The 26433-nt window shown below is 46.6% G+C and carries 21 protein-coding genes and 2 pseudogenes; 18 read left to right on the top strand and 5 right to left on the bottom strand.

Annotated features, from left to right (window positions below; genetic code table 11):
* Window positions 1–26: 26 nt before the first annotated feature.
* From rluD to NA59_RS14620, 8 genes are all read left to right on the top strand, one after another.
* Entirely contained in the window at window positions 27–1076 is a 1050-nt protein-coding gene (gene rluD, locus NA59_RS13620; protein WP_083945110.1) for a 23S rRNA pseudouridine(1911/1915/1917) synthase RluD, read from the top strand.
* Window positions 1057–1803, top strand: a complete 747-nt coding sequence (pgeF, locus tag NA59_RS13615; protein ID WP_044414053.1) for a peptidoglycan editing factor PgeF — start codon at window positions 1057–1059, stop codon at window positions 1801–1803. The genes rluD and pgeF overlap by 20 nt, the downstream gene beginning before the upstream one ends.
* Window positions 1804–1864: 61 nt before the next feature.
* Window positions 1865–2104, top strand: a complete 240-nt coding sequence (locus tag NA59_RS13610; protein WP_044414050.1) for a CCDC90 family protein — start codon at window positions 1865–1867, stop codon at window positions 2102–2104.
* A 363-nt stretch (window positions 2105–2467) separates the two neighbouring features.
* Window positions 2468–3121 (top strand): nicotinate-nucleotide adenylyltransferase, encoded by a 654-nt coding sequence (nadD, locus tag NA59_RS13605; protein ID WP_044414045.1) that lies wholly within the window; start codon window positions 2468–2470, stop codon window positions 3119–3121.
* Window positions 3122–3160: 39 nt separating this feature from the next.
* Window positions 3161–3526: a ribosome silencing factor gene (rsfS, locus tag NA59_RS13600; RefSeq protein ID WP_044414042.1), complete on the top strand. Its 366-nt coding sequence runs from the start codon at window positions 3161–3163 to the stop codon at window positions 3524–3526.
* A 71-nt stretch (window positions 3527–3597) separates the two neighbouring features.
* Entirely contained in the window at window positions 3598–4068 is a 471-nt protein-coding gene (rlmH, locus tag NA59_RS13595; protein ID WP_044414040.1) for a 23S rRNA (pseudouridine(1915)-N(3))-methyltransferase RlmH, read from the top strand.
* Window positions 4069–4226: 158 nt separating this feature from the next.
* Complete coding sequence (gene rpsT / locus NA59_RS13590; protein WP_044414037.1) at window positions 4227–4490, top strand: 30S ribosomal protein S20; 264 nt, start codon at window positions 4227–4229, stop codon at window positions 4488–4490.
* A 108-nt stretch (window positions 4491–4598) separates the two neighbouring features.
* Entirely contained in the window at window positions 4599–5123 is a 525-nt protein-coding gene (locus NA59_RS14620; RefSeq protein WP_052501713.1) for an ATP-dependent zinc protease family protein, read from the top strand.
* 222 nt (window positions 5124–5345) lie between these two features.
* On the opposite strand, the gene NA59_RS13580 is transcribed toward NA59_RS14620, so the two are convergent.
* From NA59_RS13580 to NA59_RS13570, 4 genes and pseudogenes are all read right to left on the bottom strand, one after another.
* Window positions 5346–5768 carry a type II toxin-antitoxin system VapC family toxin gene (locus NA59_RS13580; RefSeq protein ID WP_198401127.1) on the bottom strand — a complete coding sequence of 141 codons (423 nt, stop codon included), beginning with the start codon at window positions 5766–5768 and terminating at the stop codon, window positions 5346–5348.
* Window positions 5761–5994, bottom strand: coding sequence for a type II toxin-antitoxin system VapB family antitoxin (gene vapB, locus NA59_RS13575; RefSeq protein ID WP_044414032.1), 234 nt, complete (start codon window positions 5992–5994; stop codon window positions 5761–5763). The genes NA59_RS13580 and vapB overlap by 8 nt, the downstream gene beginning before the upstream one ends.
* A gap of 96 nt (window positions 5995–6090) precedes the next feature.
* A pseudogene (locus tag NA59_RS15635) lies at window positions 6091–6549 on the bottom strand (DUF1016 N-terminal domain-containing protein).
* 430 nt (window positions 6550–6979) lie between these two features.
* A complete protein-coding gene (locus NA59_RS13570) occupies window positions 6980–8611 on the bottom strand; it encodes an acetolactate synthase large subunit (RefSeq protein ID WP_044414029.1) in 1632 nt (543 codons plus the stop codon).
* A 310-nt stretch (window positions 8612–8921) separates the two neighbouring features.
* Here NA59_RS13570 and NA59_RS13565 point away from each other — a divergent pair.
* The 4 genes and pseudogenes from NA59_RS13565 to murJ all read left to right on the top strand — a co-directional run.
* A pseudogene (locus NA59_RS13565) lies at window positions 8922–10391 on the top strand (BCCT family transporter); the annotation flags it as partial.
* 229 nt (window positions 10392–10620) lie between these two features.
* Window positions 10621–11853: an IS4 family transposase gene (locus tag NA59_RS13560; RefSeq protein WP_232504107.1), complete on the top strand. Its 1233-nt coding sequence runs from the start codon at window positions 10621–10623 to the stop codon at window positions 11851–11853.
* A gap of 32 nt (window positions 11854–11885) precedes the next feature.
* Window positions 11886–12473 carry a BCCT family transporter gene (locus tag NA59_RS13555; protein ID WP_232504106.1) on the top strand — a complete coding sequence of 196 codons (588 nt, stop codon included), beginning with the start codon at window positions 11886–11888 and terminating at the stop codon, window positions 12471–12473.
* Between the two features lie 345 nt (window positions 12474–12818).
* On the top strand, window positions 12819–14357 hold the full coding sequence (gene murJ, locus NA59_RS13550; RefSeq protein WP_083945105.1) for a murein biosynthesis integral membrane protein MurJ: 1539 nt from the start codon (window positions 12819–12821) through the stop codon (window positions 14355–14357).
* Between the two features lie 177 nt (window positions 14358–14534).
* Here murJ and NA59_RS13545 read toward each other — a convergent pair whose 3' ends face one another.
* Window positions 14535–15599, bottom strand: a complete 1065-nt coding sequence (locus NA59_RS13545) for a 3-deoxy-7-phosphoheptulonate synthase (protein ID WP_044414020.1) — start codon at window positions 15597–15599, stop codon at window positions 14535–14537.
* A gap of 225 nt (window positions 15600–15824) precedes the next feature.
* Between NA59_RS13545 and NA59_RS13540 the strand changes: the two genes are divergently transcribed.
* From NA59_RS13540 to NA59_RS14610, 6 genes are all read left to right on the top strand, one after another.
* Window positions 15825–16124, top strand: a complete 300-nt coding sequence (locus NA59_RS13540) for a DUF3579 domain-containing protein (protein WP_096777617.1) — start codon at window positions 15825–15827, stop codon at window positions 16122–16124.
* 453 nt (window positions 16125–16577) lie between these two features.
* Window positions 16578–18911 carry a methyl-accepting chemotaxis protein gene (locus tag NA59_RS13535; RefSeq protein WP_044414014.1) on the top strand — a complete coding sequence of 778 codons (2334 nt, stop codon included), beginning with the start codon at window positions 16578–16580 and terminating at the stop codon, window positions 18909–18911.
* A gap of 90 nt (window positions 18912–19001) precedes the next feature.
* Window positions 19002–19913, top strand: a complete 912-nt coding sequence (locus NA59_RS13530) for a chemotaxis protein CheV (RefSeq protein WP_044414011.1) — start codon at window positions 19002–19004, stop codon at window positions 19911–19913.
* Window positions 19914–20149: 236 nt separating this feature from the next.
* A complete protein-coding gene (locus tag NA59_RS13520; RefSeq protein ID WP_044414005.1) occupies window positions 20150–21211 on the top strand; it encodes a response regulator in 1062 nt (353 codons plus the stop codon).
* 6 nt (window positions 21212–21217) lie between these two features.
* Window positions 21218–23845 carry an ATP-binding protein gene (locus tag NA59_RS14615; protein WP_052501711.1) on the top strand — a complete coding sequence of 876 codons (2628 nt, stop codon included), beginning with the start codon at window positions 21218–21220 and terminating at the stop codon, window positions 23843–23845.
* Window positions 23842–26304 carry a response regulator gene (locus tag NA59_RS14610; RefSeq protein WP_157792651.1) on the top strand — a complete coding sequence of 821 codons (2463 nt, stop codon included), beginning with the start codon at window positions 23842–23844 and terminating at the stop codon, window positions 26302–26304. Before NA59_RS14615 ends, NA59_RS14610 begins: the two co-directional genes overlap by 4 nt.
* Window positions 26305–26433 lie beyond the last annotated feature (129 nt).

Here is a 26433-nt window from a genome sequence, read left to right as displayed (position 1 = left end):
TAGTAACATAGATTAAGGAATAAGGCTTGAGTAATCAAAGTTTGTCGACAAAAATTTCACATGATCAAATGGGTGCGCGTCTGGACACGGTATTGGCGCAGGCGTTTCCCGACTTTTCACGTAGTCGGTTACAGGCCTGGTTAAAGCAGGGGCAAGTCAAAGTAAACGGTGCGGTGATTACCAAACCGCGTCATACGATTCTCGGTGGTGAGTTAGTCGAGCTTAATCCGCTGCTTGAAGATGAAACCGATATCCCGGCGCAATCGATTGAATTGGATGTGGTGTATGAAGACGACTCGATACTCGTGCTAAATAAACCCGCTGGTCTGGTGGTGCATCCGGGTGCGGGCAATCCTGATGGTACCTTGATGAATGCACTGTTGTTTTATGCGCCTAAGTTGCGTGAAGTGCCGCGTGCGGGGATTGTGCATCGCTTGGATAAGGATACCTCAGGCTTAATGGTGGTGGCGAAAACCTTGCAAGCACAAACCCATCTTGTCGACCAGCTGCAACGCCATGATGTTGAGCGGGTTTATGATGCATTGGTAGTGGGGAATATGATTTCTGGCGGCACGATTAGCAAACCCATCGGGCGTCATATTAATGATCGCAAAAAAATGGCGGTGCGCGTTACTGGCGGTAAGCCAGCCACCAGTCATTATCGTGTGGCTGAGAAATTTCGCGCCCATACGCATGTGAAGGTGAGCTTAGAAACTGGGCGCACGCATCAAATCCGTGTGCATATGGCACATTTAGGCTTTCCATTACTGGGTGATCAGGTTTATGGGCAGCGCTTGCGTATTCCACAAAAAATGATGCCGGAGTTTGTTGAATTGTTGCAAAACTTTAAACGCCAAGCTTTGCATGCGGGGGTGTTGAGTCTGACGCATCCGAAAACCGGAAAAATCATGAAATGGAAGGCACAGATACCGGATGATATGGCGTTGTTGATTGACATTTTGCGCGATGATCAGGTAGATTTTATTGCTAACCGTAACAATGCCTATGATGAAATTGATTATGACTATGATGTTGAAGTTGAATGGGTGACTGACGATGACATTCCCGATTATTAAACCTAATTGGCCCGCTGAGGCTAATGTGCAGGGCTTTACTAGCACTCGCCAAGGCGGAGTGAGTAGCGCCCCTTATGACAGTTTAAACTTGGCGGAACATGTTGGCGATAATCCGCAAGATGTCGCGCAGAACCGTGCCTTGTTAGCCGCGCAATATCCCGCTGAATTAAACTGGGCTTGGTTAGATCAACAACACACCACAAGAGCGGTACATTTCAACCAGGCCTGGTCAGAAAAACAGGTGGCGGATGCAATGTGGACCGATCAGCCCAATCAGGTTTGTACCGTGATGACAGCGGATTGCCTGCCGATTTTACTCACCAATAAATCCGCCACACTGGTTGCGGCAGTGCATGCGGGTTGGCGCGGGTTGGCGGATGGCATTGTTGGCGCTACTATAGCAAGCTTGCCAGAGAAACCGAGTAATATGATGGCATGGATAGGGCCAGCGATTTCACAAGCCAGTTTTGAAGTTGGCGATGAGGTATTGGATGCATTTGTTGAGAGGGATGCGCAAGCGACGCGATTCTTTAGTCCAAGTGCAACGACACCAGGACAGTGGATGGCGGATTTACCCGGTTTAGCTAAACAACAGTTAGCTGGTCTGGGTGTTGAGCAGGTTTTTTTATCCGGCTTGTGTACATTTCGAGACGAAGACAAGTTTTACTCGTTTCGGCGAAACCCGCAAACAGGTAGAATGGTAAGCGCTATTTGGTTAACGTTATAGTTTGTTGCTATAAAGTATATTGCTATAATTTAAACGATATTATTTGGAGTTCTCTTAAATTATGCCCAGGCTTGCACTTGATACGCATCAATACGTTAAACGATTAAAGTCTGTGGGCTTTACTGAAGAGCAGGCCGAAGTCATTGCTGATGAGCAAAAACGTTTAATTGAAGACCAGCTAGCTACAAAAAGTGACTTAAATGAGCTGGAAACAAGGCTTGCCTACTCGTTAACCTATCGTTTTGCCTTGATGCTGACGGCGGCCGTGAGTATTTTAGCGGCGCTTAATTTGTATGGCTAGTATAGTTCTAGGTGGGGCAAGCGCATCATAAGTTAATAATAAACAACAGGTTGCAACTAAGTCGCGCTCCCGCGTTGAACGTGGGAGCGTCTTGGACTTGGGTTGGAGCGTTGCTTCATAGGTTAGATCGGTCTGCATTCCTACGCACAGCGTGGGAACGAGATTAATTCAAGACTAAGTTGCGTCATTGCGAGGCCGAAGGCCGTGGCAATCTCTTGCAGACTGCGCACGCCCTTGAGAGATTGCCGCGTCGCTGCGCTCCTCGCAATGACGGGTTTTAGTTTAACGCAAGGTCAATTTTTTAGAACATAGCACTTGTAGAACATAGCACCTTTAAAACCTAACAATTTAACAAGGAATTGTGTGAGCGTAACCAGGCCTGGTCAGGATTTAAGTAAAAAAATCGGTATCTATGGCGGTACCTTTGATCCGATTCATTATGGACATTTGCGTCCTGCGTTAGATGCGATGCATCAGCTTGGTTTGTCACAGGTTCGGTTTGTGCCTTGTTATCAGCCTGTTCATCGAGATCAACCGCAGGTTTCATCGGAAATGCGTGCGCAGATGTTGCAGGTAGCGATAAAAAACCAGCCCGGCTTCGTGCTAGAGTCTTGTGAAATTGAGCGTCAAGGGCCCTCTTATATGGTGGATACCCTGCGCGAGTTAAGACAGCGGTTCACTAGCGATGACTTGGTGCTGCTAATGGGGATGGATGCCTTTGGCAAGTTTACTGGTTGGCGCGATTGGCAGGGGATTTTAGCCTTGGCCAATATCGCGGTGATGCACCGACCGGGTGAAAGTCTACCGCAAACAGCGCCGATACAAGCTTTGCTTGAGCAGTATCAAGTCACGCGATTGAGTGCCGCAGCGGGGCAGATTATTGAAATAGAAGTCACCCAGCTAGATGTCAGCTCCACGCGTATTCGAGCACTGGTGGAACAAGATGAACCGATTGCCTATCTTACGCCAGATGGTGTGGTAGACATTATTCAGCAACAACAGCTTTATAAACAGTAGTAAATGAATCGTTAAAACAAATCTTAATAAGGGAAGTACATGGATTTAGAACAACTTAAAAACCTCGCCACCAAAACGCTAGAAGATGGCAAAGCACGCGATATTCAAGTGCTGGATGTCGTCGGTTTATCGACCTTTACCGACTGTATGATTGTGGCCACGGGTACATCCAGCACCCATGTGCGAGCGCTTGCCAGTATGGTTGATCAGGCGTTTAAAGAAGCAGGGGATCCGAGTATGAGCAGTGAAACCGGCCCTGAGCCAGATTGGGCATTGATTGATCATGGTAATCTGATTGTTCATGTGATGACCGAAAGTGCCCGCGCTTATTATGCATTAGAAAAGCTATGGGATATGAAATCACGTCCTGCTGAGCCAAAAAATGCCGCTGAAGCGAACGAATAATTAACCCGGATATTTCATAAAGTTCACGCGAATTTATGAAATATCCATGTTAACCAGACCTGGTTGAACAGATGCAGATTTATTTTATTGTTGTGGGTCAAAAAATGCCAAGATGGGTGCAAGATGGCTATGCGGAATATGCAAAGCGCTTGCCAAAATCCTGTGCATTAAACCTTATCGAACTGCCCATGGCGCAGCGTGGCAAAACCAGCTCGGTAGAAAAAAACAAACTTGAAGAAGCCAAGCGGATTCAAGCGGCGATACCCAAAGGCTGTCGGTTAGTGGTGTTAGACGAACACGGTCAGCAGCCCACAACACTAGACCTCTCCAACCGATTAGGTGATTGGCTGGGTGGTGGGCAGGATGTGGCGCTAGTGGTCGGCGGGCCAGATGGTTTGGATGCCAGCCTGATTCAGCAAGCGGATTGGTGTTGGAGTTTGTCAAAGTTGACCTTGCCACACCCGTTGGTGCGGGTGCTGATTGCCGAACAGATTTATCGCGCTTGGTCGGTGTTGCAAAATCATCCGTATCATCGTGAATAATCAATAATTTTTTCAATAAATCCTTGAAGTTGTTAAATAAGCCTGTATAATCCCGCCCATCCTACTCAAACCCTATGGTAATTGACTGGCTGCCTTGTGAATCTGACAAGGTGTAAAACCCAGATTACTTTAGATTTTATAAATTTTGGAGATTTATTGTGGCCAATTCAGTACAAGCACTAAAACGCGCCAAGCAAGCCGAGAAACGTCGTCAACTTAACGCGTCTCAACGTTCTGCTATGCGTACATCAGTTAAAAAAGTATTAGCTGCGATTACATCTGGCGATAAAGAACAAGCGAATGCGGCATTCCGCGTTGCGCAGTCTAAGTTAGATGGTTATGCACGTAAAGGTCTTGTTTCTAAAAACAAGGCGGCACGTTCAAAAAGCCGTATCAACGCACGCATTAAAGCCATGGCTTAATTCTTAGCGATTAAGTACGGTTGTTAGCAAAAAAAGCCCCCGTTTTTAATTTTAAAACGGGGGCTTTTTGTTTTCTAGTCTCCAGTTTCAAAAACACGGTGACCGGTTATGATGTCTTATATCAAGCGTGTAAATTGCATTCAATTAGATGGGTTAAAGTGTGTGTTGGCATTTGTTGCAGGTGCTATGGCTTTGTTAATCGTGCAATACGTGTCTATGACAGAAGCCACTCAGCCAAGCGTTTTATCGGCTGTTGAGGAGGTCGTGCTTAAACCTGCTTCACTAGGATTGCTTGCAAGGGTGGACACAGGGGCGGCAACCTCCTCAATCAGTGCGCAGCAAATTGAGATTTATAAAAAGCAGGGGCAAGACTGGGTTTCTTTTAAGTTGAGCCATTCAACGTTAGATGAAACGCTAGCTCTGCACGCACCGCTAGTGCGCTATGCCCAAGTTCGCCAAGCCAGCCAACCAGAACCTGTTATGCGCCCTGTTGTGATTTTAAGCGTCGAGTTGCAGGGTGAAGTGTTGGAATTAGAATTTAGCCTAACCGATCGAACGCACTTGAACTATCCGCTTTTGCTCGGCAGAAATCTAATCGGGAAGGGATGGTTAGTAGATATTAATCGCCGTTAATTCAAATATTTGGGTTAAAAACCAAAATTAGGACTGTTGTTGACTGATGTTTTTCATGGGGTTAGTCATTATCTTTTATTCCGTATGGAATTTCATTTGAAAGCAGGTTCTTCTTTCATGGGATTGGGCCGTAATTTGGCCTTGATGTGCCTGAACGATGGCGCGAGTGATGGCGGATTCGGCGCAGCCGATTGGCTTTAGTCCGACAGGCTCCTAGATGCGTTAATGAACCCAATCTTCAAACGTTAAACCATCGACTCTGGCAAATTCGCGAAGATTATTTGTGACAAGAATACTCCCAGTTGAAATGGCATGACCTGCAATAGCGGTGTCATTGTGTCCGATCATCTGGCCTACAGCCATAAGCTGTTTTTGAACTAGAACGGTGGCGTCAACGGCCTGTCTATCCCAAGCCAATACCTCATCAATGCGTTTTAAAAATTCGCTAACCAGTAATGCATGTTTAGGTGATGCTTTTTTTCCCAGCAAACCATAATGCATTTCTTGATAAGTGATCGCTGAAATCACCACTCTATGTCCATTTGTCACGACAGCATGTAGTTTCTCAAGTACACAAAGTGGCTGTTCTCTCATAATGAATGAACAGATACAGGTATCCAGCATATAATCAATTTTTTTAGTCAAAATTAAAGCGTCCCTCATCCGCCACCACATCTCGGCGTTCTAGCATAAAGTCATCATCTGCTTTTTCAACTTCAGCAAAGGATAACCAATTAGGGCGCACAGGACGAAGGATAATCTCGTCACCATTCTTGACGATTTCAAGCTGACTAATCCCTTCATATTCCATGTCTTTGGGCAAACGTATGGCCTGATTCTTGGCATTTTTAAATATTGAAACGGTTCTCATAAGACGCTTTCTCATTAGGTATCATGTTTAATGATAGTACCTAAATTAATCAACATATGTCAAGCATATGCTTTTAGCTATTTTCGGACTTTTAAATTAAAAAACGGATGGTAAGGTTGAGAAATTCCATGCTTTACCCATTCGAATAAACGTCGCGCCGATACGGGCATCTAAGGTGCGAGTTGACCAGTGTTCTTGGATGGTCATGGTGATATAAAAATCTCGTTTAATCGAATTGTCAATTCCAGAAAGCAAGATAAAATGGCTCCAACTCAATTGTGCAGACAGTGTCTGCACAATGTGTCTATCTGGAAAAACCGTATAAAAATTAACCATTTGTGTAAGGTTACGCTTACTCCAGCCTCATCCAGATTGAGCTGTTAGAGCCTTTGATAGATTTGCGATAATTTGTTGACCGTAATCTGCGCGTTCGCCTCCAAGTACTTCTTGGTGAATTCGATGCCCAACTTGCCAATAGAGTAGGGTTATTTCACTGTTTACGGATATTGCTGCGCGTTGTTTAGCACTATAAGTGCCATCACTTCTTGGCTCAATGGCGATAACAAATCGTGCTTAGTATTCATTTAAAGGTCTCCAGACTGGATGTACCAAAGCTTTAGCACAAATTTTCCAATCTTCAAAAATTAGTCCATCAACGCTAGCCCGAATATTTCATATGGGCAATCGAAACTCACGTCGTTCTTAGTGAGTGGTCTTACTGTGATTATGTGTTTCAAGAGTACCTCCTTCATAACATTTAGTATAAAGCACTTTCGCCTTGTTATTTTGTATTCAGGACAAACGCATCTTAAAGTAAATAGTAAATCAACAGCTTACAACCAGATATCGCTCCCACATTAAACGTGGGAGCGCCTTGGACTTGGGTTCGAGCGCTGTTTCATAGGTTAAATCGGTCTGCATTCCCACGCACAGCGTGGGAACGAGAAAATTTATGAAAAATCCGGGTTAAAAAAAGGGGTGGCTTCTAGGTTGGGCACACCATTTGACCGAGTTGTTCGGTTAGTTTTAGGTTCTCAGAATAATCAACCGGGCAGTCGATAATCACCACACAGTTATCAGCGATGGCCTGTTGTAATGTTGGCAGCAGTTCATCGGTATGGTTGATTCGATAGCCTTTGGCACCAAAGGATTCAGCAAACTTGATAAAGTCTGGGTTGGCAAATTGGATATGGCTTTCGCGGCCAAATTGATTCATTTGTTTCCATTTAATTAAGCCATATTCCTGGTCATTCCATACCAAAACAATCAGTGCCAGATTGAGGCGAACGGCGGTTTCAATTTCCTGACAGTTCATTAAAAACCCCGCATCGCCGGTGACCGCTACCGCTACCTGATCGGGTTGCGCGAGTTTAGCGGCCATGGCACCCGGAAGGGCAATGCCCATTGACGCAAAGCCATTGGAGATGATACAGGTGTTGGGCGCTTGGGCGTTGTACATCCGCGCCATCCACATTTTATGCGCGCCCACATCGCAAACGACGATATCCTCATCAGCGAGCGCCGAACGCAGGTCATGGATAATTTTTTGGGGTTTGACAGGGAAAGCATGATCTTCGTCATACTGATGAAACTCATACTCAATAATTTGCTTAAGATTGCCAATCCCATTGTCTTCTTGGCGATGCGCCAGCGCCGCGATACCTTCTAAACTGCGACCAATATCGCCCAGAACGCCTGCCTCAAGAATATAGTATTCATCGACTTCAGCAGGCTGGGTGTCGATATGGATAATCTTGCAATTTGGGTTCTTATTCCATAGGTAAGGGTGATACTCGACAATATCATAACCCACACAAATCACCACATCCGCACGATCCACCCCGCAGGCAATATAGTCATGGGCTTGCAAACCAATCGTGCCAATTGATAGTGGATGGCGGCAAGGAATCACCCCTTTGGCCATAAAGGTGGTGGCGACGGGGATATTGAGTTTCGCGGCAAATTCGATGAGCGCTTCGCTTGCGCGGGCACGGATCACGCCATTTCCAGCAATAATCACCGGGTGCTCTGCTTGGGAGATAATATCCGCCGCTTGGCGAAGCTTTTCAGTATTTGGTGCCGGCAGGCTCGGGCTTTGGCGTTTTAGTGGTTTTTTATCAATTTGCATTTCCGCAATGTTTTCTGGAAAATCAATAAAACTACAACCGGGTTTTTCCATTTGCGCGACTTTAAACGCCTTGCGGACGACTTCAGGAATAATGTCGGGGCTGAGGATTTGTGTGCTGTATTTGGTAATCGGCTGGAATAGATTCACTAAATCCAAAACCTGATGGCTTTCTTTGTGCAAGCGCGTGGTGGCGGCTTGGCCTGCAATTGCCACAACTGGCGCACGGTCCATATTTGCATCCGCCACGCCCGTGACTAAATTGGTCGCGCCCGGCCCTAGGGTTGACAGACAAACACCTGCTTTGCCCGTGAGCCGACCATAGACATCCGCCATAAACGCGCCACCTTGCTCATGGCGGGTGAGAATAAACTTAATCGGTGAATCTAACAGCGCATCCATTAAATCCAGATTCTCTTCACCCGGAATACCAAAAATATACTCAACTTCTTCGTTTTCTAAACAACGTACCATTAACTCAGCGGCTTTCATCAGTGCTTCCTCCTTGATTAAGCGATCTTTTTATTCTTTAGCTTGTTTCTTTTCGCTTGTTAAATTAATTATATAGTCACTATAGCTAAGGATACTGACAAACTTCAATGCGAACAATGAGGATTGAATAAGGTTTCCAATTTAAACTGACGGCTGAGAGATTGCCGCGTCGCTGCGCTCCTCGCAATGACAGACACTTTCGATTGCATCCTTTTCAACCTGACAAGCAATTTAAACGCCCTGAAACTGGAAATGGGGCATGGGTTTTTGTTAAGGTAGGGGCTGTTTTGTGAAAAATGGTAAAAAACGGATGTCTGAAGTTATCGCTAAACCCAAACCAAGCCCTGTTGCTAAAACCCTATTGCTCCCGGTCTTCTTACCCGCTGTTACGGTGATTTTTTTGTTAATTGTCGGTACGTTAAGCGATCCACAGCGAGCCGGTGAACTGTTTAGCCAAACCTTGAGTTTGATTACGGTCAATTTCGGTTGGTTTTACATGTTGTCGGTGGCACTGTTTCTGCTTTTTATGGTCAGCTTGGCGTTTACTCGCTGGGGGAATATCAAACTCGGCGATGATCATACGCAGCCGGAGTACAGTTTTTTTGCGTGGTTTGCGATGTTGTTTTCCGCCGGTTACGGGATTGCATTATTGTTTTTTGGCGTGGCAGAGCCGGTCTTGCATTATGCCGCGCCGCCCGTTGGTACCCCGGAAACGGTGGATGCGGCTAAACAGGCGATGGTGATTTCATTTTTTCATTGGGGTTTTCATATTTGGGCGATTTATGGTTTAGTTGGCTTGAGTTTGGCGTATTTTGCGTTTCGTCATCAACTGCCCTTATCCATTCGTTCGACACTCTATCCGCTGATTGGCGAGCGCATTTATGGCCCGATCGGTCATACGGTCGATAGCTTTGCGATACTCGCCACGATTTTTGGTATCGCCACTACGCTAGGCTTGTCGGTATCACAAATTAACGCCGGGATGAACTATCTCTGGCCCGCTGTTCCGGTCAGCACCAGTGCGCAAGTGGTCACGATTGCGGTGATTACCGGTTTGGCGATGCTCTCAGTGGTAGCGGGAATGGAGAAGGGGATTAAACGTCTGTCCTTGCTCAATATCGTATTGGCGATGGCGCTGATGTTGTTTGTGTTTATCGTCGGCCCGACGCTGTTTTTATTGGAAACCTTTTTAGAAAACACGGGCAGCTATTTAAGTTCGATTGTTGAACGCACCTTTAGTTTGCAGGCTTATACATCGAGTGATTGGGTCGGGAACTGGACGCTGTTTATTTTTGCCTGGACGATTGCTTGGGCACCGTTTGTGGGTATGTTTATCGCCAAAATTAGCCGTGGGCGCACGATTCGAGAATTCGTTCTCGGTGTGATGCTGGTGCCAACCTTCTTTACCTTTATGTGGTTTACCGTATTTGGCGATACCGCCTTACACATGATTATGGTGCAGGGGTATGACGAACTGATGCATCAGGTGCAGGCGGACCACACGATTGCCTTGTTTATGCTGTTTGAAAACCTACCCTTAAGTGGTCTCGTGTCCTTTGTCGCGGTGCTGCTGATTATTACCTTTTTTGTCACCTCCGCCGATTCAGGCGCGTTGGTGGTCGATTCCTTGGCGTCAGGCGGACAAGTTAATACACCTGTGTGGCAGCGCGTATTTTGGGCGGGCATGTTGGGCAGTGTGGCAGCGGTGCTGTTAATTGCCGGCGGCTTGGGAGCGTTGCAAACCGCCTCGATTGTCAGTGCCTTGCCGTTTGCGGTGCTAACGTATGCACACTTCTTGCTTTCAAGTGAATAAGGTTATATTCACTTAATTTTGGAGAGCAGGCAATGAAATCAGTTTTAAGCAAGCAAGAGTATGTTGTTGGCCATTTTGGCGATGAGCGTTTAAAAAAACAGGGGCGGTTTTATACGAGAAAATCATCAAAACAAAAAGTGTATGCCTAAGGCAACTGGGAGAAGGTCGTGCGGGCGAAGTGCGTTACGGACGTTTTTTGGCCAATCCAAAAGTGAAGGTAAATGAATTGATTGAATATGCTTGCGCGCCCTTATCACAACGTGTGCAAGGGCGACATCTCTTGTTGATTCAAGATACCACTGAAATTAATCTACAAAAACATCTAAAGCGCGTAGCGGGTTTAGGTGTAGTAGGAAATGGAAAAGATGTTGGCTTTTTTGTTCATCCACTACTGGGTGTCGATGCGCAGGATGGGGCATGCCTAGGGTTGGCACACATCACATTGTGGCAGCGCCAACCTACTGAAACAAAAACCAAAAAATATCAACGCTTACCCATAGAACAAAAAGAAAGCTATCGTTGGATAAAAACGGTTGAGCAAGCTAAAGCGCGAGTTGAAGGTGCACAATTATGCACGGTGGTGGCGGATCGTGAAGCCGATATTTATGAACTTTTTGATCGACTGCCCGATGAGCACACCCACTTATTGATACGAGCCAGTCACAATCGTCTACTGATAAATGAAGGCAAAAAGCTGTTTGAGTGGCTTGATGAGCAGCCTATAAAACACAGCTACAAACTTCATCTTAATAAAACAGCAAAGCGCAGTCCACATCAAGCCTTGATGCATGTTCGCTTTGGCGAAGTAAGCTTAAAAAAATCGACAAAATGTATAAAAGCCGATGTCTCCAATACGATCAAGGTCAATGTAGTCGATGTGCGTGAAGATGCCAGCACAGTAAAAGAAGGTGAAGCGCCGATTCACTGGCGTTTAATTACAACCCATCAGGTGGTTAGCCCAGAGCAAGCTTGTCAGTGTATTGAGTGGTATCGTCAACGCTGGCATATCGAACAAGTGTTTAGAACCGTCAAAAAACAGGGATTAAACATGGAATCAAGCTTGCTCGAAAAAGCAGATCGACTTGAAAAAATGGCTGTACTTGCATTGAGTTCAGCGGTACATGTCATGCAGTTAATTATGGCGCGTGATGGAAGCTCAAGATCGATGTATGATACCTTTGAGCGCGAAGACAAGGCGCTTGTTAAGCAATTATCAAAAAAATTAGAAGGCAAGACACAAAAGCAAAAAAATCCTCATCCAATAGAAAGTTTAGCCTGGGCGAGTTGGGTTGTTGCACGCCTTGGCGGATGGAAAGGTTATGCGAGTGAGCGTAAGCCAGGGCCGATAACCATGCTGAATGGACTCACGCGATACCATGATATAAAAGAAGGTTGGATGTTATTACAAGATCAGCTCAACAGTATTTGAAGATGTGTGCATACGTTAGGTTTGCGGTGATTATGTTGATTGGAATGTTGGGTATGTGGCGTGCCTTAATGCTAGAAACAAAACGTGAGCTAAGTTTAGTCAATGCGATGCAGTCCTCCAAACCTGCCCATCCGCGGACCTGGAAAAAACGCCTAGCGCAGTTGATTAAATACCCATCGCGTGAAGAAGTCGAAACCTTTGTCCAACAGGTGGTGCATCCGAGTATGACACAGGTGGAAAAAGAGCTAAATCAACAAGGCTGGCCAGCGGAGGTTTATTTTGATAATCGCGAATTTAAGTCACGCATTGAAGTATTCAAAGCGAATGAAGTTGAGTTTATCTACGAAGTGCGTATCCGCGATTATGTGATGCCAGGCTTTGCCTATCCAGAAATGGCGCAGGATGAAGATAAGGATCAAAGTCATTACTACCGAGCCGATGTGTTCTTGCGCCGCGGCGACCAGTCTTATGATGTTTATGGTTATGAAAAAGAAGAACTGATTAGCGACATCCTCGACCATTTCGAGCGCTATTTGCAATACCTGCACCACACCCCCGATTTAATGCCCTGGAAAACCGAACAACAACTAGACCAAACCCTGGGTTCAAAAAATGACTAACAACCAGGTCTCGCTCCCAGGTTGAACGTCACGGCCATTAAGTTAAGGACTTTGGGGCAATACGGAGCGAACCAACTTGTGTCATTGCGAGGCCGAAGGCCGTGGCAATCTCTTACAGACGGTGCACGCCCTTGAAAGATTGCCGCGTCGCTGCGCTTCTCGCAATGACCGTTTTTTTCTTAACTTAATGGCAGTGACGACAGCGTGGGAACGAGGTTATACGGTTTTAGTAGATAACTGGATCAGTGGACTCAAAAATTAACGCATTATATTTTCAAGCAATTACAACCAGGCCTGGTTGTTTGTTAAAATTTGCATTCTTTTGGTTTATTTAATTGAGTCGGTTTGAAAAAAATAATTAAAGCCACCGCGACGGTCGGTGGGATGACGATGATTTCGCGTGTGCTGGGTTTTGTGCGCGATATGGTGATTGCGCGGTTTTTTGGCGCGTCTGCGGGAGCGGATGCGTTTTTTGTTGCGTTTAAAATCCCTAACTTTTTTCGCCGTTTGTTTGCCGAAGGCGCGTTTTCTCAAGCTTTTGTGCCGGTGTTAGCCGAAACCAAAGAGAAGCGGGGGATTGAGGCGGTTCGCCATTTGGTGGGGGCGATCGCGTTTCGACTCGGTTTGATTCTGTTCTTTTTAACGCTGTTTGGCGTGTTTGGTGCCTCGCTTTGGATGAGTGTGTTTGCGCCAGGTTTCCGCAGTGACCCTGAAAAATTTGAACTCGCCACCGCGATGTTGCAAATCACCTTTCCTTATCTGATGTTAATTTCGTTGGTGGCCTTGTCGTCGGCCTTAATGAATACCTATAACAAATTCGCTGTGCCGGCTTTTACGCCGGTTTGGTTAAATTTGGTGATGATCGGTTGTGCGATTTGGTTGGCGCCGCATCTTGAGCAGCCGGTGATGGCGTTGGCTTGGGGGGTGTTGTTGGCGGGTGTGGTGCAGTTGATGTTCCATTTACCGTTTTTATGGCAAATGGGTTTGTTGCCTTCTCCGACCGCCAAATCTGACCCTGGGGTCAGTGAGGTTAAGCGTCTAATGTTGCCGGCGTTATTTGGCGTATCGGTGGCGCAAATTAATCTTCTGGTGGATACGATTCTGGCGTCGTTTTTGGTCACGGGCAGTGTGTCTTGGTTATATTATTCTGACCGTTTGATGGAGTTTCCATTGGGCGTGTTTGGGGTGGCGTTGGCGACGGTAGTGTTGCCGGGTTTGTCGAAAAAAGCGGCGAATGCGGATTGGGAAGGCTTTAAGCAGGATTTGGATTTTGCCTTAAAGTTGGTGATGTTGATTTCGGTTCCGGCAATGGTGGGTTTGTTGTTGTTGGCGCAGCCGTTATTGGTTACGCTGTTTTATTATGGTGAGTTCACCGCGTTTGATGTGCTGATGTCGAGCCAGAGTTTGATGGCGTATTCGCTGGGCTTGTTGGGTTTTATTTTGGTGAAGGTGCTTGCGCCTGCGTTTTATGCACGTAAGGAAATGAAAACGCCGGTTAAAATCGCGGTGGTCGCGCTGGTGAGTAATATTATTTTAAATTTGATTTTGATTGGCCCGCTCGCGCATGTCGGCTTGGCGTTGGCGACGTCGATTTCGGCGATGTTGAATGCGGGGCTGTTGTATTATTTTTTACTTAAGCAGCAGGTATTTAGTTTGCAGTCGCCTTGGCGCGGTTTTAGTTTACAGGTTTTGGCGGCTGTGGGTGTGATGGCGTTGGTGTTGATTTTTGCTAGCCCTGATAACCAGGCCTGGTTGGATTTTAGCGCTTGGCAGCGGGTGATTTGGTTGTTGGGTTTGATTGTTATTGCGATGTTGGCGTATGTGGTTACCTTGTTGGCGCTGGGCTTTAGACCGCGAAAATTTGCAGGGCGCTTGGGCAAGTAAGTAGGGATCAATTGTGATGGGGGCGTTTACGCATGGTGCGTTGCATAAATTGTTTTTTGGTAGCTTTACATTGAAGATGCTCATGAACAGCAGTAAGCCTGTGTTATTGTTGCGTTAGTTTTACGATTCATTAAAACAAAAACCGGCATCAAGCCGGTTTTTGTTTTAACTGAAGGTTTAGCTTTTTGCGCGGCGTTGTCGCACGCCTTCAGCGAGGGTTTCCAGCAGGGTTAAGCTGTTATCCCAGTCGATACACGCATCAGTGATGCTTTGGCCATAGGTGAGTGGTTGACCTGCGACCACATCTTGACGACCTGCGACCAAGTGACTTTCTACCATGGCGCCCATAATTGAATTTGAGCCTGAGGCGAGTTGTTCAGAAATCGATTGCGCAACTTGCATTTGGCGGTTGTGGTCTTTGCTGCTGTTGGCGTGTGAACAGTCTACCATCAAGCGGGTTTGAACTTTGGCAGCGCGTAACTCATTCACGGCTTGCTCAACGAACTCCGCTTCATAGTTAGGGCCGCCATTGCCGCCACGTAAAATAACATGGCAATCTTCATTGCCGGTGGTTGAGAAGATCGCAGAGTGCCCCGATTTGGTTAGGGACATGAAAATGTGAGGTTTGTTCGCGGCGCGAATCGCATCCACTGCAATGCGGAAACTGCCATCCGTACCATTCTTAAAGCCCACCGGACAGGATAGGCCAGAAGAGAGTTCACGATGCCCTTGACTCTCTGTGGTGCGTGCGCCAATGGCTCCCCAGCTTACGAGGTCTGAAATATACTGTGGCGAAATCAAATCTAAAAACTCAGTAGCCGCCGGTACGCCCATGTGGTTAACGTCTAACAGGAATCCACGCGCTAATTCTAGCCCCTTGTTGATGTGGAAGGTTTCGTTGAGGTCTGGATCGTTTATCAAGCCTTTCCAACCTACGGTAGTGCGTGGTTTTTCAAAGTACACACGCATGACAATAAGCAGGTCTTCTTGGTGTTGATCAATTTGCTGTTTTAAGCGTTGCGCATACTCGCGTCCAGCTTCGGTGTCATGAATAGAGCAGGGGCCAATGACAACCAGTAAGCGATCGTCTTTACCATTTAAAATCTCATGGATTTGGCGACGTGTTTCAAATACGGTTTTGGCGGCTTGCTCGGTAATCGGTTGCTTTTCGTGGAGTTCGCAAGGCGGAAGCACTTCGGTGATGTGATTGATGCGAAGGTCGTCTGTTTGATATTGCGTCATGTTGGTCAGCTATCCTGCTAGATTCTTGAAATTAACTCGCTATTATAAGCGAAGTTGACGGCGTCTTTTATTAAAAGTTCAAGGGTTTTTTTGGTTAATTAAGCGAGATGATCGTTAATCGCAATCGACTTTTTACTATTTTTAATCTGTCTTTGGCAATAAAAAATAATGATCTATGCTAAAATTTATAACAATCTTTATAAAACTAAATAGAATGGTGAGATTTTGGCTGTACATTGCAAATATATTATTGAAGGGGTGACCGAAGACGGTCGCAAATTTAGACCTAGCGACTGGATTGATCGCGTTGCCTCGATGATGGCCTCTTACGGTAAGTCGCATCGTTTAGTGTATTCAGACTTGTTGCATCCTGAGTTGTATCAAGGTCAAAAGTGTTTAATTATTGATACGGAACTTGAGATCAAAAATCCAGGCATGTTTGAATATGTGATGCATTTTGCCAAGAGCAATAACTTGAAAACCTCAAAGGTCTGTGAGCTGGTTGAGTCGCAATTGGGTGCCTAAACGTTCGCCCCCGTGTTTGCTTACCGCCATGAAGTACCTAACCCGGTATTTCGCTTCGCTTTCTTCGACTCATAAATTTCACGCGCCCTCGCTGGCCTATTGATTCCCTCGTCGTCGGTATGAAAAATTACAGCGCTATTGCACCGGGTAGTACCTTGGGCTTGAGTTCGAGCGCTGTTTGATAGGTTAAACCGGTTTGCCTTCTCACGCACAGCATCGGCGCGAGAGAAGAAGTGTTCAAATTATTCCAATAGCCAGTTCAAAAAGATTCTTTATTGCCTGTCCGCTAAAAAAACAGCATTTTTTCAAAAAAAAGTGAAAAAATTTTTCAAAAATAGTGCGTAAAATGCATTAATTCTGTTAGCTTCTGCAAGGTTTCTCAAAACCGATCTGCTATTATTATAACCGTATAAAAATATTACATTGAGTAGACGGTCAAGAGGAGTCTTGCAAATGCGTAACAACCAACCCATAAATCAAAATGAATACAAAGTCCTTGAAGGACAAACCCTAGTTTCCAAAACTGATCTTACAGGCACTATCCTAGAATGCAACGATGCGTTTGAAGCGGCGAGTGGTTACACGCGTGCCGAATTGATCGGTCAGCCACACAATATGATTCGCCATCCTGATGTGCCGCCGGCGGTGTTTGCCGATATGTGGGCGGATTTAAAAAATGGCATCCCCTGGACACAATGTGTTAAAAACCGCCGCAAAGACGGGGGTTACTACTGGGTGCGCGCCAATGCCACGCCGATCTACAAAAATGGCGAGATTACCGGCTACATGTCGGTAAGAACCAGCATCACCGAAGCCGAAAAACAAGCCACCGCCCAAGCCTACCAAGACATTAACGCCGGGCGTGCAAAAATTAAACACGGGCGCGTATATACTGGCACAAACCTGCAAGAACTTAACCTGTTTGCGCATTTACCGCCGCCTGTTCAGCTTGCTTTGTCTACCGGCTTGCTTGCGGTTATTCCCTTGGCGATCAATCTGATGATGCCTCAGTTAATGCCCGCTTGGTTACTGATGAGTTTGGTGCTGCTACTGCTGGTAAGCCTAGTGATTTATGGTGTAAAACTGCAAGCAACAAACGAACTCACCATACGCTCATTAAGAAAAGTGGCGGGGGGTGAACCCTTGCGGGATCTTGTTTACGACCCTTGTTCCTATTCAGGCAAGATGCGCAATGTGGTATTAGCCTCGAATATTTCATCAAGAGCCGCCGCTGAAGAAAGTGCTTATCAACTTGACCAGTCTGGCCAACTTAAGCTGGCACTCGACAAGGTTAATAGTAATGTGATGATGGCGGATGCTAACTTTAACATCAGCTACATGAACGACAATGTCAAAAAATTTCTTAAAGATCGTGAAGCCAAACTCAAACAAGTTCTGCCTAATTTCAATGCCAGTAAGCTAATCGGTCAGAACATTGATATATTCCATAAAAACCCAGCCCACCAGCGTCAGATGCTTAAAGGTTTAAATCAGACGATGACGGCCAGAATCGAAGTCGCCGGTTACCATTTTGAGCTGGTGGTGATGCCGATTAAAAATCGTAATGGCAGTCAAGTAGCGACAATGGTGGAGTGGATAGACCGTACCCAAGAGGTTCAGCTGCTCGACAATGTTGGCAAAACCGTAGCCAAAGCCAAGGAAGGTTATTTAGGTGCGCGAATTGATGCGAGCCAGCTCGAAGGCATCGCCGCAGACCTGAGTAAATCGCTGAATGAGTTGCTAGACGGTATTCAAGGCGCGATGAATGATGTTGTCCGTGTAACAAGCGGCATGGCTGAAGGGGATTTAACTCAAACCATCAACAATGATTTTGAAGGTGAACTTGGTGAGCTCAAAGAGGCGATCAACGCCTCAGTGGAGCGCCTAGCGAAAGTGATTGATGTGTCAGTCTATGCGGCACAAGTTGTGGATGGCGCGGCGCGTGAAGTATCGCAAGGCTCGCATGACCTCAGTGATCGTGTTCAGCAACAAGCAGCAGCGCTAGAGCAGACCTCGGCCACTATGGATCAAATGAACTCAACCATTCAGCATAATACCGCCAATACGCAGCACGCCTCAGAAATTGCCAAAGGTGTGCAGGTCAAGGCGCAACAAGGCTCAAAGGTCATGAGCCAAACTATCCAAGCCATGCAATCCATTCAAGAGTCTAGCCATAAGATTGCTGATATTGTTAGCTTGATAGACGGTATTGCCTTCCAAACTAACCTACTCGCGCTGAATGCGGCGGTCGAAGCTGCCCGCGCCGGTGAGCATGGTCGAGGCTTTGCGGTGGTTGCGGGTGAAGTGCGCGCCTTAGCCCAAAAATCTGCCGATGCCGCCAAAGACATCAAAAAACTCATTACCGAAAGTGTTGATCGAATTGATCAAGGCACCAAGTTAGCCGATGAGTCAGGCAGTGTGTTAAAAGAAATCACTGGCTCGATTGATGAAGTGTCTAGCATGATTCAGCAGGTAGCCAAAGCCACAGAAGAACAAGCGGCCGGCATACATCAGGTGCATCAAGCTGTAACCGACATTGACCGGGTAACCCAGCAAAATGCCGCGTTAGTAGAAGAAACGGCGGCGGCTTCAGAAAGCATGCGCGATCAAGCTAACAATCTCAGCCGTGAGATGGGTTTTTTCAAAACGAATTCACAGCGCGGAGCAGGGCAACGCAGCCTAGCCAACCCAAAACCCAGTCCAGCGAAGAAATCCGCCGCTAAAGCCCCCGCCTTGCCAAGCAAAGCAAGCAAGTCAGGCACGAGTGATGAATGGGCGGAGTTTTGATTAGGTGCAATATTCCTGGTCAATAAACGTGTTAAATTCGATAAAACGGCACCAGTGGTGCCGTTTAGTGTTCAAAGAATAGGAAGAAAAATGGATCTAAATACAATCGACAAAACAGCGAATTTAAGTAAAAACAATTCAATGAGTTTAATGGTATTTAAGCTGGTTGGGCAGCAGGATGCGCAGTTTGGATACAACCCATTTTATGCGATGAATATTTTTAAAATTAAAGAGGTGTTGAATGCCTCTGAGTACCGGATTACCAAAACGACCATGAACATGGCGGACTTTTACAAGGGCGTGATTGAAGTGCGGGGTGACTATATCAATGTTTACGATACCGCCCAATGGTTTGGTCATGAGGTGTTGCATACCAATGATCGCAGTGTGATTGTGATCTGTGAGGTGAATAACCAAACGATTGGTCTGCTTGTGGCCTATATTCATGGTGTGACAGAAAAAGACTGGAAAGAGCTGCAAAGCTCAGGTGAGAATACGCAGAAAATTGTATCGCAAACACGGGTCGAAGATGAGCTCTGTTTGATCATGGATATCGAACAAATGATTGCTGAAATAACGGGTACAGACCTTGAAAAAGAAGCCAAGGTGGAATCGCTGGGCGAACAGTATGACAAAATTATCTTGTTCGCTGATGACCAAGGTAGTATTCGAGGTTATGTCAAAGCGGTATTAGAGAACCTGGGCTTTCAACATCAAATTTATAACGACGGCTCCGGTATTATCGAGTTCCTTGAAACCAAAGAAAACCGTAAAAAAGTCGGCTTAATTATTACCGATCTTGAAATGCCGAATGTATCCGGCCATACGGTTATTCGAACCGTCAAGGAAATCATGGGGCTTGATATACCGGTGGTGGTGCATTCCTCCATGACGGTAGGGGACTCTGTGCGCCAAGCTAATCAACTCGGCGCGGACGGGTTTATTGGCAAAATCGATACCGAAGAGCTGGTAAAAACCATCAAAAAATACTTTAGAGCCTAAGGCAGGTACTTTTCAGTGAAGATAGACAGTCATAACGAACCTAATATTATTGAAACATCCACATACTACTATCTACACATCCGTTACAGTATGGCTGAGAAAGCGTCTAAGCTGGGCGCCGTGTGGTGTGTGTATGAACGTAAATGGCGCATTAAAAAAGATCATCCTAATGCACCTATCGTGCTCAGTTTAGCTGGGCATACACTTTTATTTAACAGACAGACTGGAGGGAATATATGACAAGTGTAAAGCTAACAGAACTGGCGATTTTGGTGGTCGATGACAACCAAACCAACATTGATGTCATTGAGGCTACTCTAGAAAGCGCCGACTACTCGCAGGTGACCAGCGTGACTCAACCGCTGGATCTGATGCAACTGCTGGCGGAAAAACCGTTTGACTTAGTGTTGCTTGATATCAATATGCCGATTATGGACGGATTTGCGGTCTTGTCGTTGATAGAGCAAATGCTCGAACCCGCCAAGCGTCCGCCGGTGATTATGCTCACCGCGCAAGCCGATGAAAACAGCCGTGTTAAAGCGCTTGAAGGCGGTGCATCTGACTACATCACCAAACCCTTTAACCGAGTTGAACTGCTCAAGCGAGTGGAAATTCACTTACAAAATCATCAGGCTAAGCGCATGCTGGCCACAGAAAACCAACTTCTAGAGCAACGGGTTAAAGAACGCACTCAAGCCCTTGAAGACGCCAAGATGGAAATGATTTATCGGCTAGGGCGCGCGGCAGAATACCGTGACAATGAAACCGGAAATCATGTCAAACGCGTGAGCTTGATTGCCGAGTTGATAGCACAACATATCGGCCAAGACCCCAGCTATTGTCATCTCATCAAGATTGCCTCACCGATGCATGACATCGGCAAAATCGGTGTATCCGACACCATTTTGCTCAAACCCGGTAAGCTGACCGACGAAGAATTTAGCCTGATGCAAGACCACGTAAAAATAGGGGCGGAAATACTCTCTAACAGTGATTCACCACTACTCGCATTGGCCTATGAAATCGCGCTCACACACCATGAAAAATTCAATGGCAAAGGCTATCCGCATGGTCTAGCGGGTGAAGCGATTCCATTAAGTGGACGCATTGTCGCGGTGGCCGATGTGTTTGATGCGCTCACCTCAACCCGCCCCTATAAGCAGGCCTGGCCGATTGAAAAGGCCGTTAGCTTAATTGAAAGCGAAAAAGGTCAGCATTTTGACCCCAAGATTGTCGATGCGTTTTTAGCGGTACTGCCCGAAATCAGTGCGATTGCCAGCCAATATCACGACGAGTAATTTAGCATGAAAAATTCTCACTCTTCATCGGGTTTGCTGGCGCTCAACACACGGCTGTTTGCACTAGGCATGGCGGTGTTTGTTCTGTTTGCTGGCGTGTCCTTGTTGTTTGTGCATCACTATTTTCTAGAGCAAACCCAACAGCGTCATTTTGCCAAACAAACGCTACTACTAGATGAGCGGATAGACAAGAAAGTGAAAATTTTGCACGCGGTCGGCGTGATGCTGGCGAATAACTCGACAATTCAACAAGCGCTGACTTACGAAGATCGAGAACTGATTATGGCTGAAATGGCAGATTTAGACCAACAGTTTGCCTATTGGACTGGGTTTTTAAACTACTCTTTTCATATTGCCACCTTTGATGCGCGCTCGTTTTATCGAAGCTACGCGCCTGACTCCCATGGGCAGAATTTAACGGACCATCCCTTAATAAGAAAAGCGATTAACAACCCGCGCAAAGCGCATGAAGGCATAGAGCCTGGAGGGTTTAACCTCACCCAGCGCATGCTTAATATCCAACCTGTTTATGCACGAGAAAATCCCGAGGAGTTGGTCGGGTTTGCGGCGGTATCGCAAGGTTTAAGAACTGTAGTGCATGAATTTGCTCAAGAAGAGCTGGAGTACTACATTTTTGAACTAGATGCGCAAGATCCCACCCAGCAACGCTTTGTGGTCGATAGCGCGCCTTACTTTGCCAATCGCCTGATGAGCGACTGGGTATTTCGCCAATCGCACCTAGACCACAATAAGCTCCAACTGCGCAATAATTGGTATTACCAAACCCATCCCATTTATGATGAGCAACAACAGCTCAAAGCCTTTCATTTAGTATTAACGCCAAAACAGCAAATTCACGACCAGGCCTGGTTGCAAACCCAGCAGGTTTTATGGATTTGGTTATTTGTATTTGTCGCGTTGTTTTTTGGCGGGTTAACGCAGTTAGGTCTGCTCAAACGCAACGTCATCAAACCGATGCAAGCGGTATCCCAGACCTTAAATAACATTATTCGTACCGAGCGTTATGACCAGCCCCTCGTGATTCATACCCAGGATGAAATCGGTCAAGTGAGCGAACTGTTTAACCAGATGCTCAACAAAACCGACAAGCTTATTTTTGATTTGAATTACCAAAAAATGGCGATTGATAAAACCCTCATTTTATCCAAAGCCAACCCGCGAGGCACCATTGTTGAGGTGAACGACAATTTTTGCACCATAAGCGGCTACAGCCGAGAAGAGCTAATCGGTCAACCGCATAATATCGTGCGCCATCCTGATATGGATAGCGCGGTGTTCAAGCAACTATGGCAAACCATTCAAGCCAAACAAATCTGGCAAGGCGAAGTACAAAACCGACGCAAAGATGGCACCAGCTATTATGTGATGTCCTATATCATTCCAATTTTAAATCGCAAAGGTGATATTCAGGAATACCTATCGATTCGAGAAGACATTACGCTTATCGTGGAGTTACGTGAAGGTTTGCAACAAGCCCTAGCCGGCGCACAGCAAGACAAGCTAAAGGCCGAGCGTGCTAACCAAGCGAAATCCGATTTTTTGTCCTCGATGAGCCATGAGCTGCGTACACCGCTAAATGCGATTATCGGCTACGCCCAGCTTCTTGAAATCGCACAGCTTGAACCCAAACACCTAAAGCAAGTCAATACCATTTTGTCGAGCAGCAAACACCTATTAGCGCTGATTAACGATATTCTGGATTTTGCTAAACTAGAAAGCGGCAAAATCCAATTTGACCTTAAACCCTATGTGGTGGCTGATTTGGTCAATGAAGCGTTAACACTGATCAAGCCTATGGCTCAGCAACAAGGGATTCAACTCAAGGTCGAGCCGCTAGCCACAAACCTGTTTATTCAGGTTGATCGTTTGCGAATCAAGCAAGTAATGGTCAATATCCTTTCTAATGCAATCAAATACAACAAAGCGGCGGGTAGCGTTTGTGTTGGTTGTCAGCAAATAAGTAAACATAAAATCGATTACTGGATGCTAACCATTAGCGATAGCGGAGTGGGGATCGCCGAAAAAGACCTGGAAAAACTGTTTGAACCCTTCAATCGACTAGGCCATGAAGGCTCAACGATTCAAGGCACTGGCATCGGCTTAAGCATCACCAAAGACCTAGTGGAGCAAATGCACGGCTGGCTAGAAGTAGACAGTGTGGAAGGTGAGGGCACCAGTGTTCATCTGTTCTTCCCGATTGTTAAATCCCTAGAAAATCCGCAACCAGACTTGGATTTAGCCACCAAGGTTCAGGTGCAGGGAGACGATGCTGGGGTGAAAACGGAAATACCAGCTCAAAAACCAGCTCAAAACACTACTAGTGAATTTAAACTGCTGTATATCGGTAGCGACCTGGCCTCCTTACAAGCACTTTCGCGGATTGTCAGTGCGCAGCCGCAACTGATGTTTAAAGTCGCCCCCAATCCACAAAACGCGCTAGCCCAGCTTAACGAACTTACACCTGACTTGGTACTGATCGATAGCGCCTTAGCTGAGCAGATTGATCTATCGGCTTATGCGTCGAGGCAACTGGATTCAAACAACATTGCATCGCTAGAAAGCATCATTAATACGCACTTAGATCAGCATCGGCTGATAGGCATTAACTCGTGAGTCAACGAACAACCATGTTTAAAAAACCCAAACTCTTTTTACTTGATTTGCACTCGCAAACCGATTGCGCACCCTTTGATACCCTAGACCTCGCCCAGCGTTTGTTAGAACAAGGGATTGAGGTTGCTCTGTTCGATGACTTAAGTGTCTTTGCCGAACAACTAAAGCAGGATCAATCCCAAATGGCCGCATCGGCTGCGCAGTCAACCTCAACCAGGCCTGGTTATGTCGTGGCTTGGGTGGATAAGGGCGAACAAACCGACACACAACACAAAACCCAGCTTGCAGCGTTACAAAACCTGATGGCGGATCTTCAGCAGCCCATGCCTTGGGTGGTGCTATCGACGCAAGAAGACATGAGTAAACAAATAGCCGCGTTGCAAGCGGGTGCCAGCCATTATTGGGTGCAACCTAAAGACGCCCGTGAGCTGGTCGAAAAACTAGCCCAGCTTACTGGGTTAATTGAACATCAGCCCTATCGCGTGGTGATGGTGGACGACAGTGAAATCGTGCTAGAGGTTCAAACCGCCTTGCTACGTCATGCTGGCATTGAAGTCTGGCCGACTGAAAATCCGCTGGAACTCCCTGAGTTGCTTAAGTTGGTTAAGCCTGATGTGTTAGTATTGGATTTACACATGCCACAAGCCTGTGGCTCGCAGGTCGCTTGGGCGGTGCGCCAATCACAATCCGAAGCGGAGCTACCGATTATCTTTGTATCCGGTGAAGACGATTTAGCCCATCAGTTGTTAGCTTTAAAACAAGGTGGCGATGACTTTTTGGTTAAGCCGATTAAGCCCAAGCAGTTTATAGAAACCGTCAAAATGCGCGCCCAACGCGCGCGCCAACACAATCGGCTACAAGACCAGCTCAAACACAAGCTCTACGAACAATCCAGAGAGCACCAAGCACTCAACCAACACGCGATTGTCAGTGTCGCCGATCGCGCGGGTAATATTGTGCTGGTGAATGACAAGTTTTGTGAAATTAGTGGTTATGCGCGTGAAGACTTAATTGGCAAAAACCATCGACTCGTCAAATCCAACCGGCATCTCCCTAGGTTTTATCAAGAGCTCTGGCGCACCATCGCTAGCGGTGAGGTTTGGCAAGGCGAAATTTGTAACCTCAGCAAGCAAGGGCAGGAATACTGGGTCAAATCCACCATTACCCCTTTTTTAAATGAAGCCGGACAGGTCTATCAATATGTGTCGATTCGTACTGACATCAGTCAAATCAAAAAACTAGAATTTGAACAGCAGCAACGGCTCAATGAACTCGAACAAGCACGCCAAGAAGCCGAACGCGCTAACCGCGCCAAGTCCGACTTCCTCGCCTCGATGAGCCATGAATTGCGCACGCCACTAAACTCGATTATTGGCTTTTCCCAGTTACTCGAACTCTCGGATTTGTCCGACAAGCAGAAAAAACAACTTCACACCATTGGCGCCAGCGGCAAACACCTGTTGTCGTTGATTAACGATGTGCTCGAATTCGCCAAACTTGAAAGCGGCAAACTGGCATTGAATATCGAAACCGTCGATGTGCGCCCGATTATAGAACAGGTTATCGCGCTCAGCGAATCCCATGCCTATGCGAATAATATCAAAATAAACCTCAGCCCCGACACCCACAAATGGCAAATCAAAGCCGACCCACTGCGTTTTAAACAAGTGCTGCTCAACCTCACCAGCAACGGCATTAAATACAACCGCCCTAACGGAAAGCTTGATATTAACTGGCATAAGCTAGAGCAGGACAACCAGGCCTGGTGGGAGCTTCAAGTTAAAGACACCGGGTTAGGGATTGCCGAGCAGGATTTACCCGGACTGTTTGAGCCGTTTAACCGTTTGGGTCACGAAGGTTCAACGATTGAAGGCACTGGTATCGGTCTAAGCATTACCCAAGATCTGGTTGAACAAATGGGCGGTCAGATAACCGTCGAAAGCGAAGTGAATGTGGGCACCACCTTTAAGGTGCGTTTTCCGCTAGATCAGCAGGCAACCAACTCAGCGAGTTCAGATAGCGCGGCGTCAACGCAAGCCGAGCTCGATGCTGGCGCGCAAAATGTTACAAGCGCAGCCCGCTCGCTCAAAGTGCTGTATGTCGAAGACAATCCGGCCAATATGAAATTGATGGCCGAAATCGCTCAGCTGATGGAAGGCATTGAACTGCGCATTGCACCCAGTGCCGAAAACGGACTACAACAAGCCCAGGCCTGGTTGCCCAGCGTAATATTATTGGACATTAATTTACCCGGCATGAACGGCGATGAAGCGATAGCTCACTTTAGAGCGATACCGGGTTATAGCCGTCAACCGACCATTTATGCCGTGACCGCCAATGTACTAGAAGAGCAGGTGGCGCACTACAACGACTGCGGTTTTGACGAGGTGATTGCCAAACCCTTTGACATCGCCCAAATAATGCAACGCCTAGAGGCAGTGCGCAACAACCAAACTTGACCATTACAACCAACGGTCATTGCGAGGAGCGCAGCAAAACCAGTGTCATTGCGAGGAGCGCAGCGACGCGGCAATCTCTTGAGGGCGTGCACTGGTTTGGGAGATTGCTTCGCTTCGCTCGCAATGACG

The organism is Thiomicrospira microaerophila, assembly GCF_000934765.1.
GTDB classification, from domain to species: domain Bacteria; phylum Pseudomonadota; class Gammaproteobacteria; order Thiomicrospirales; family Thiomicrospiraceae; genus Thiomicrospira; species Thiomicrospira microaerophila.
Note: the sequence above shows the minus strand (reverse complement) of the source record. Positions and strands in the feature narration are given on the sequence as shown.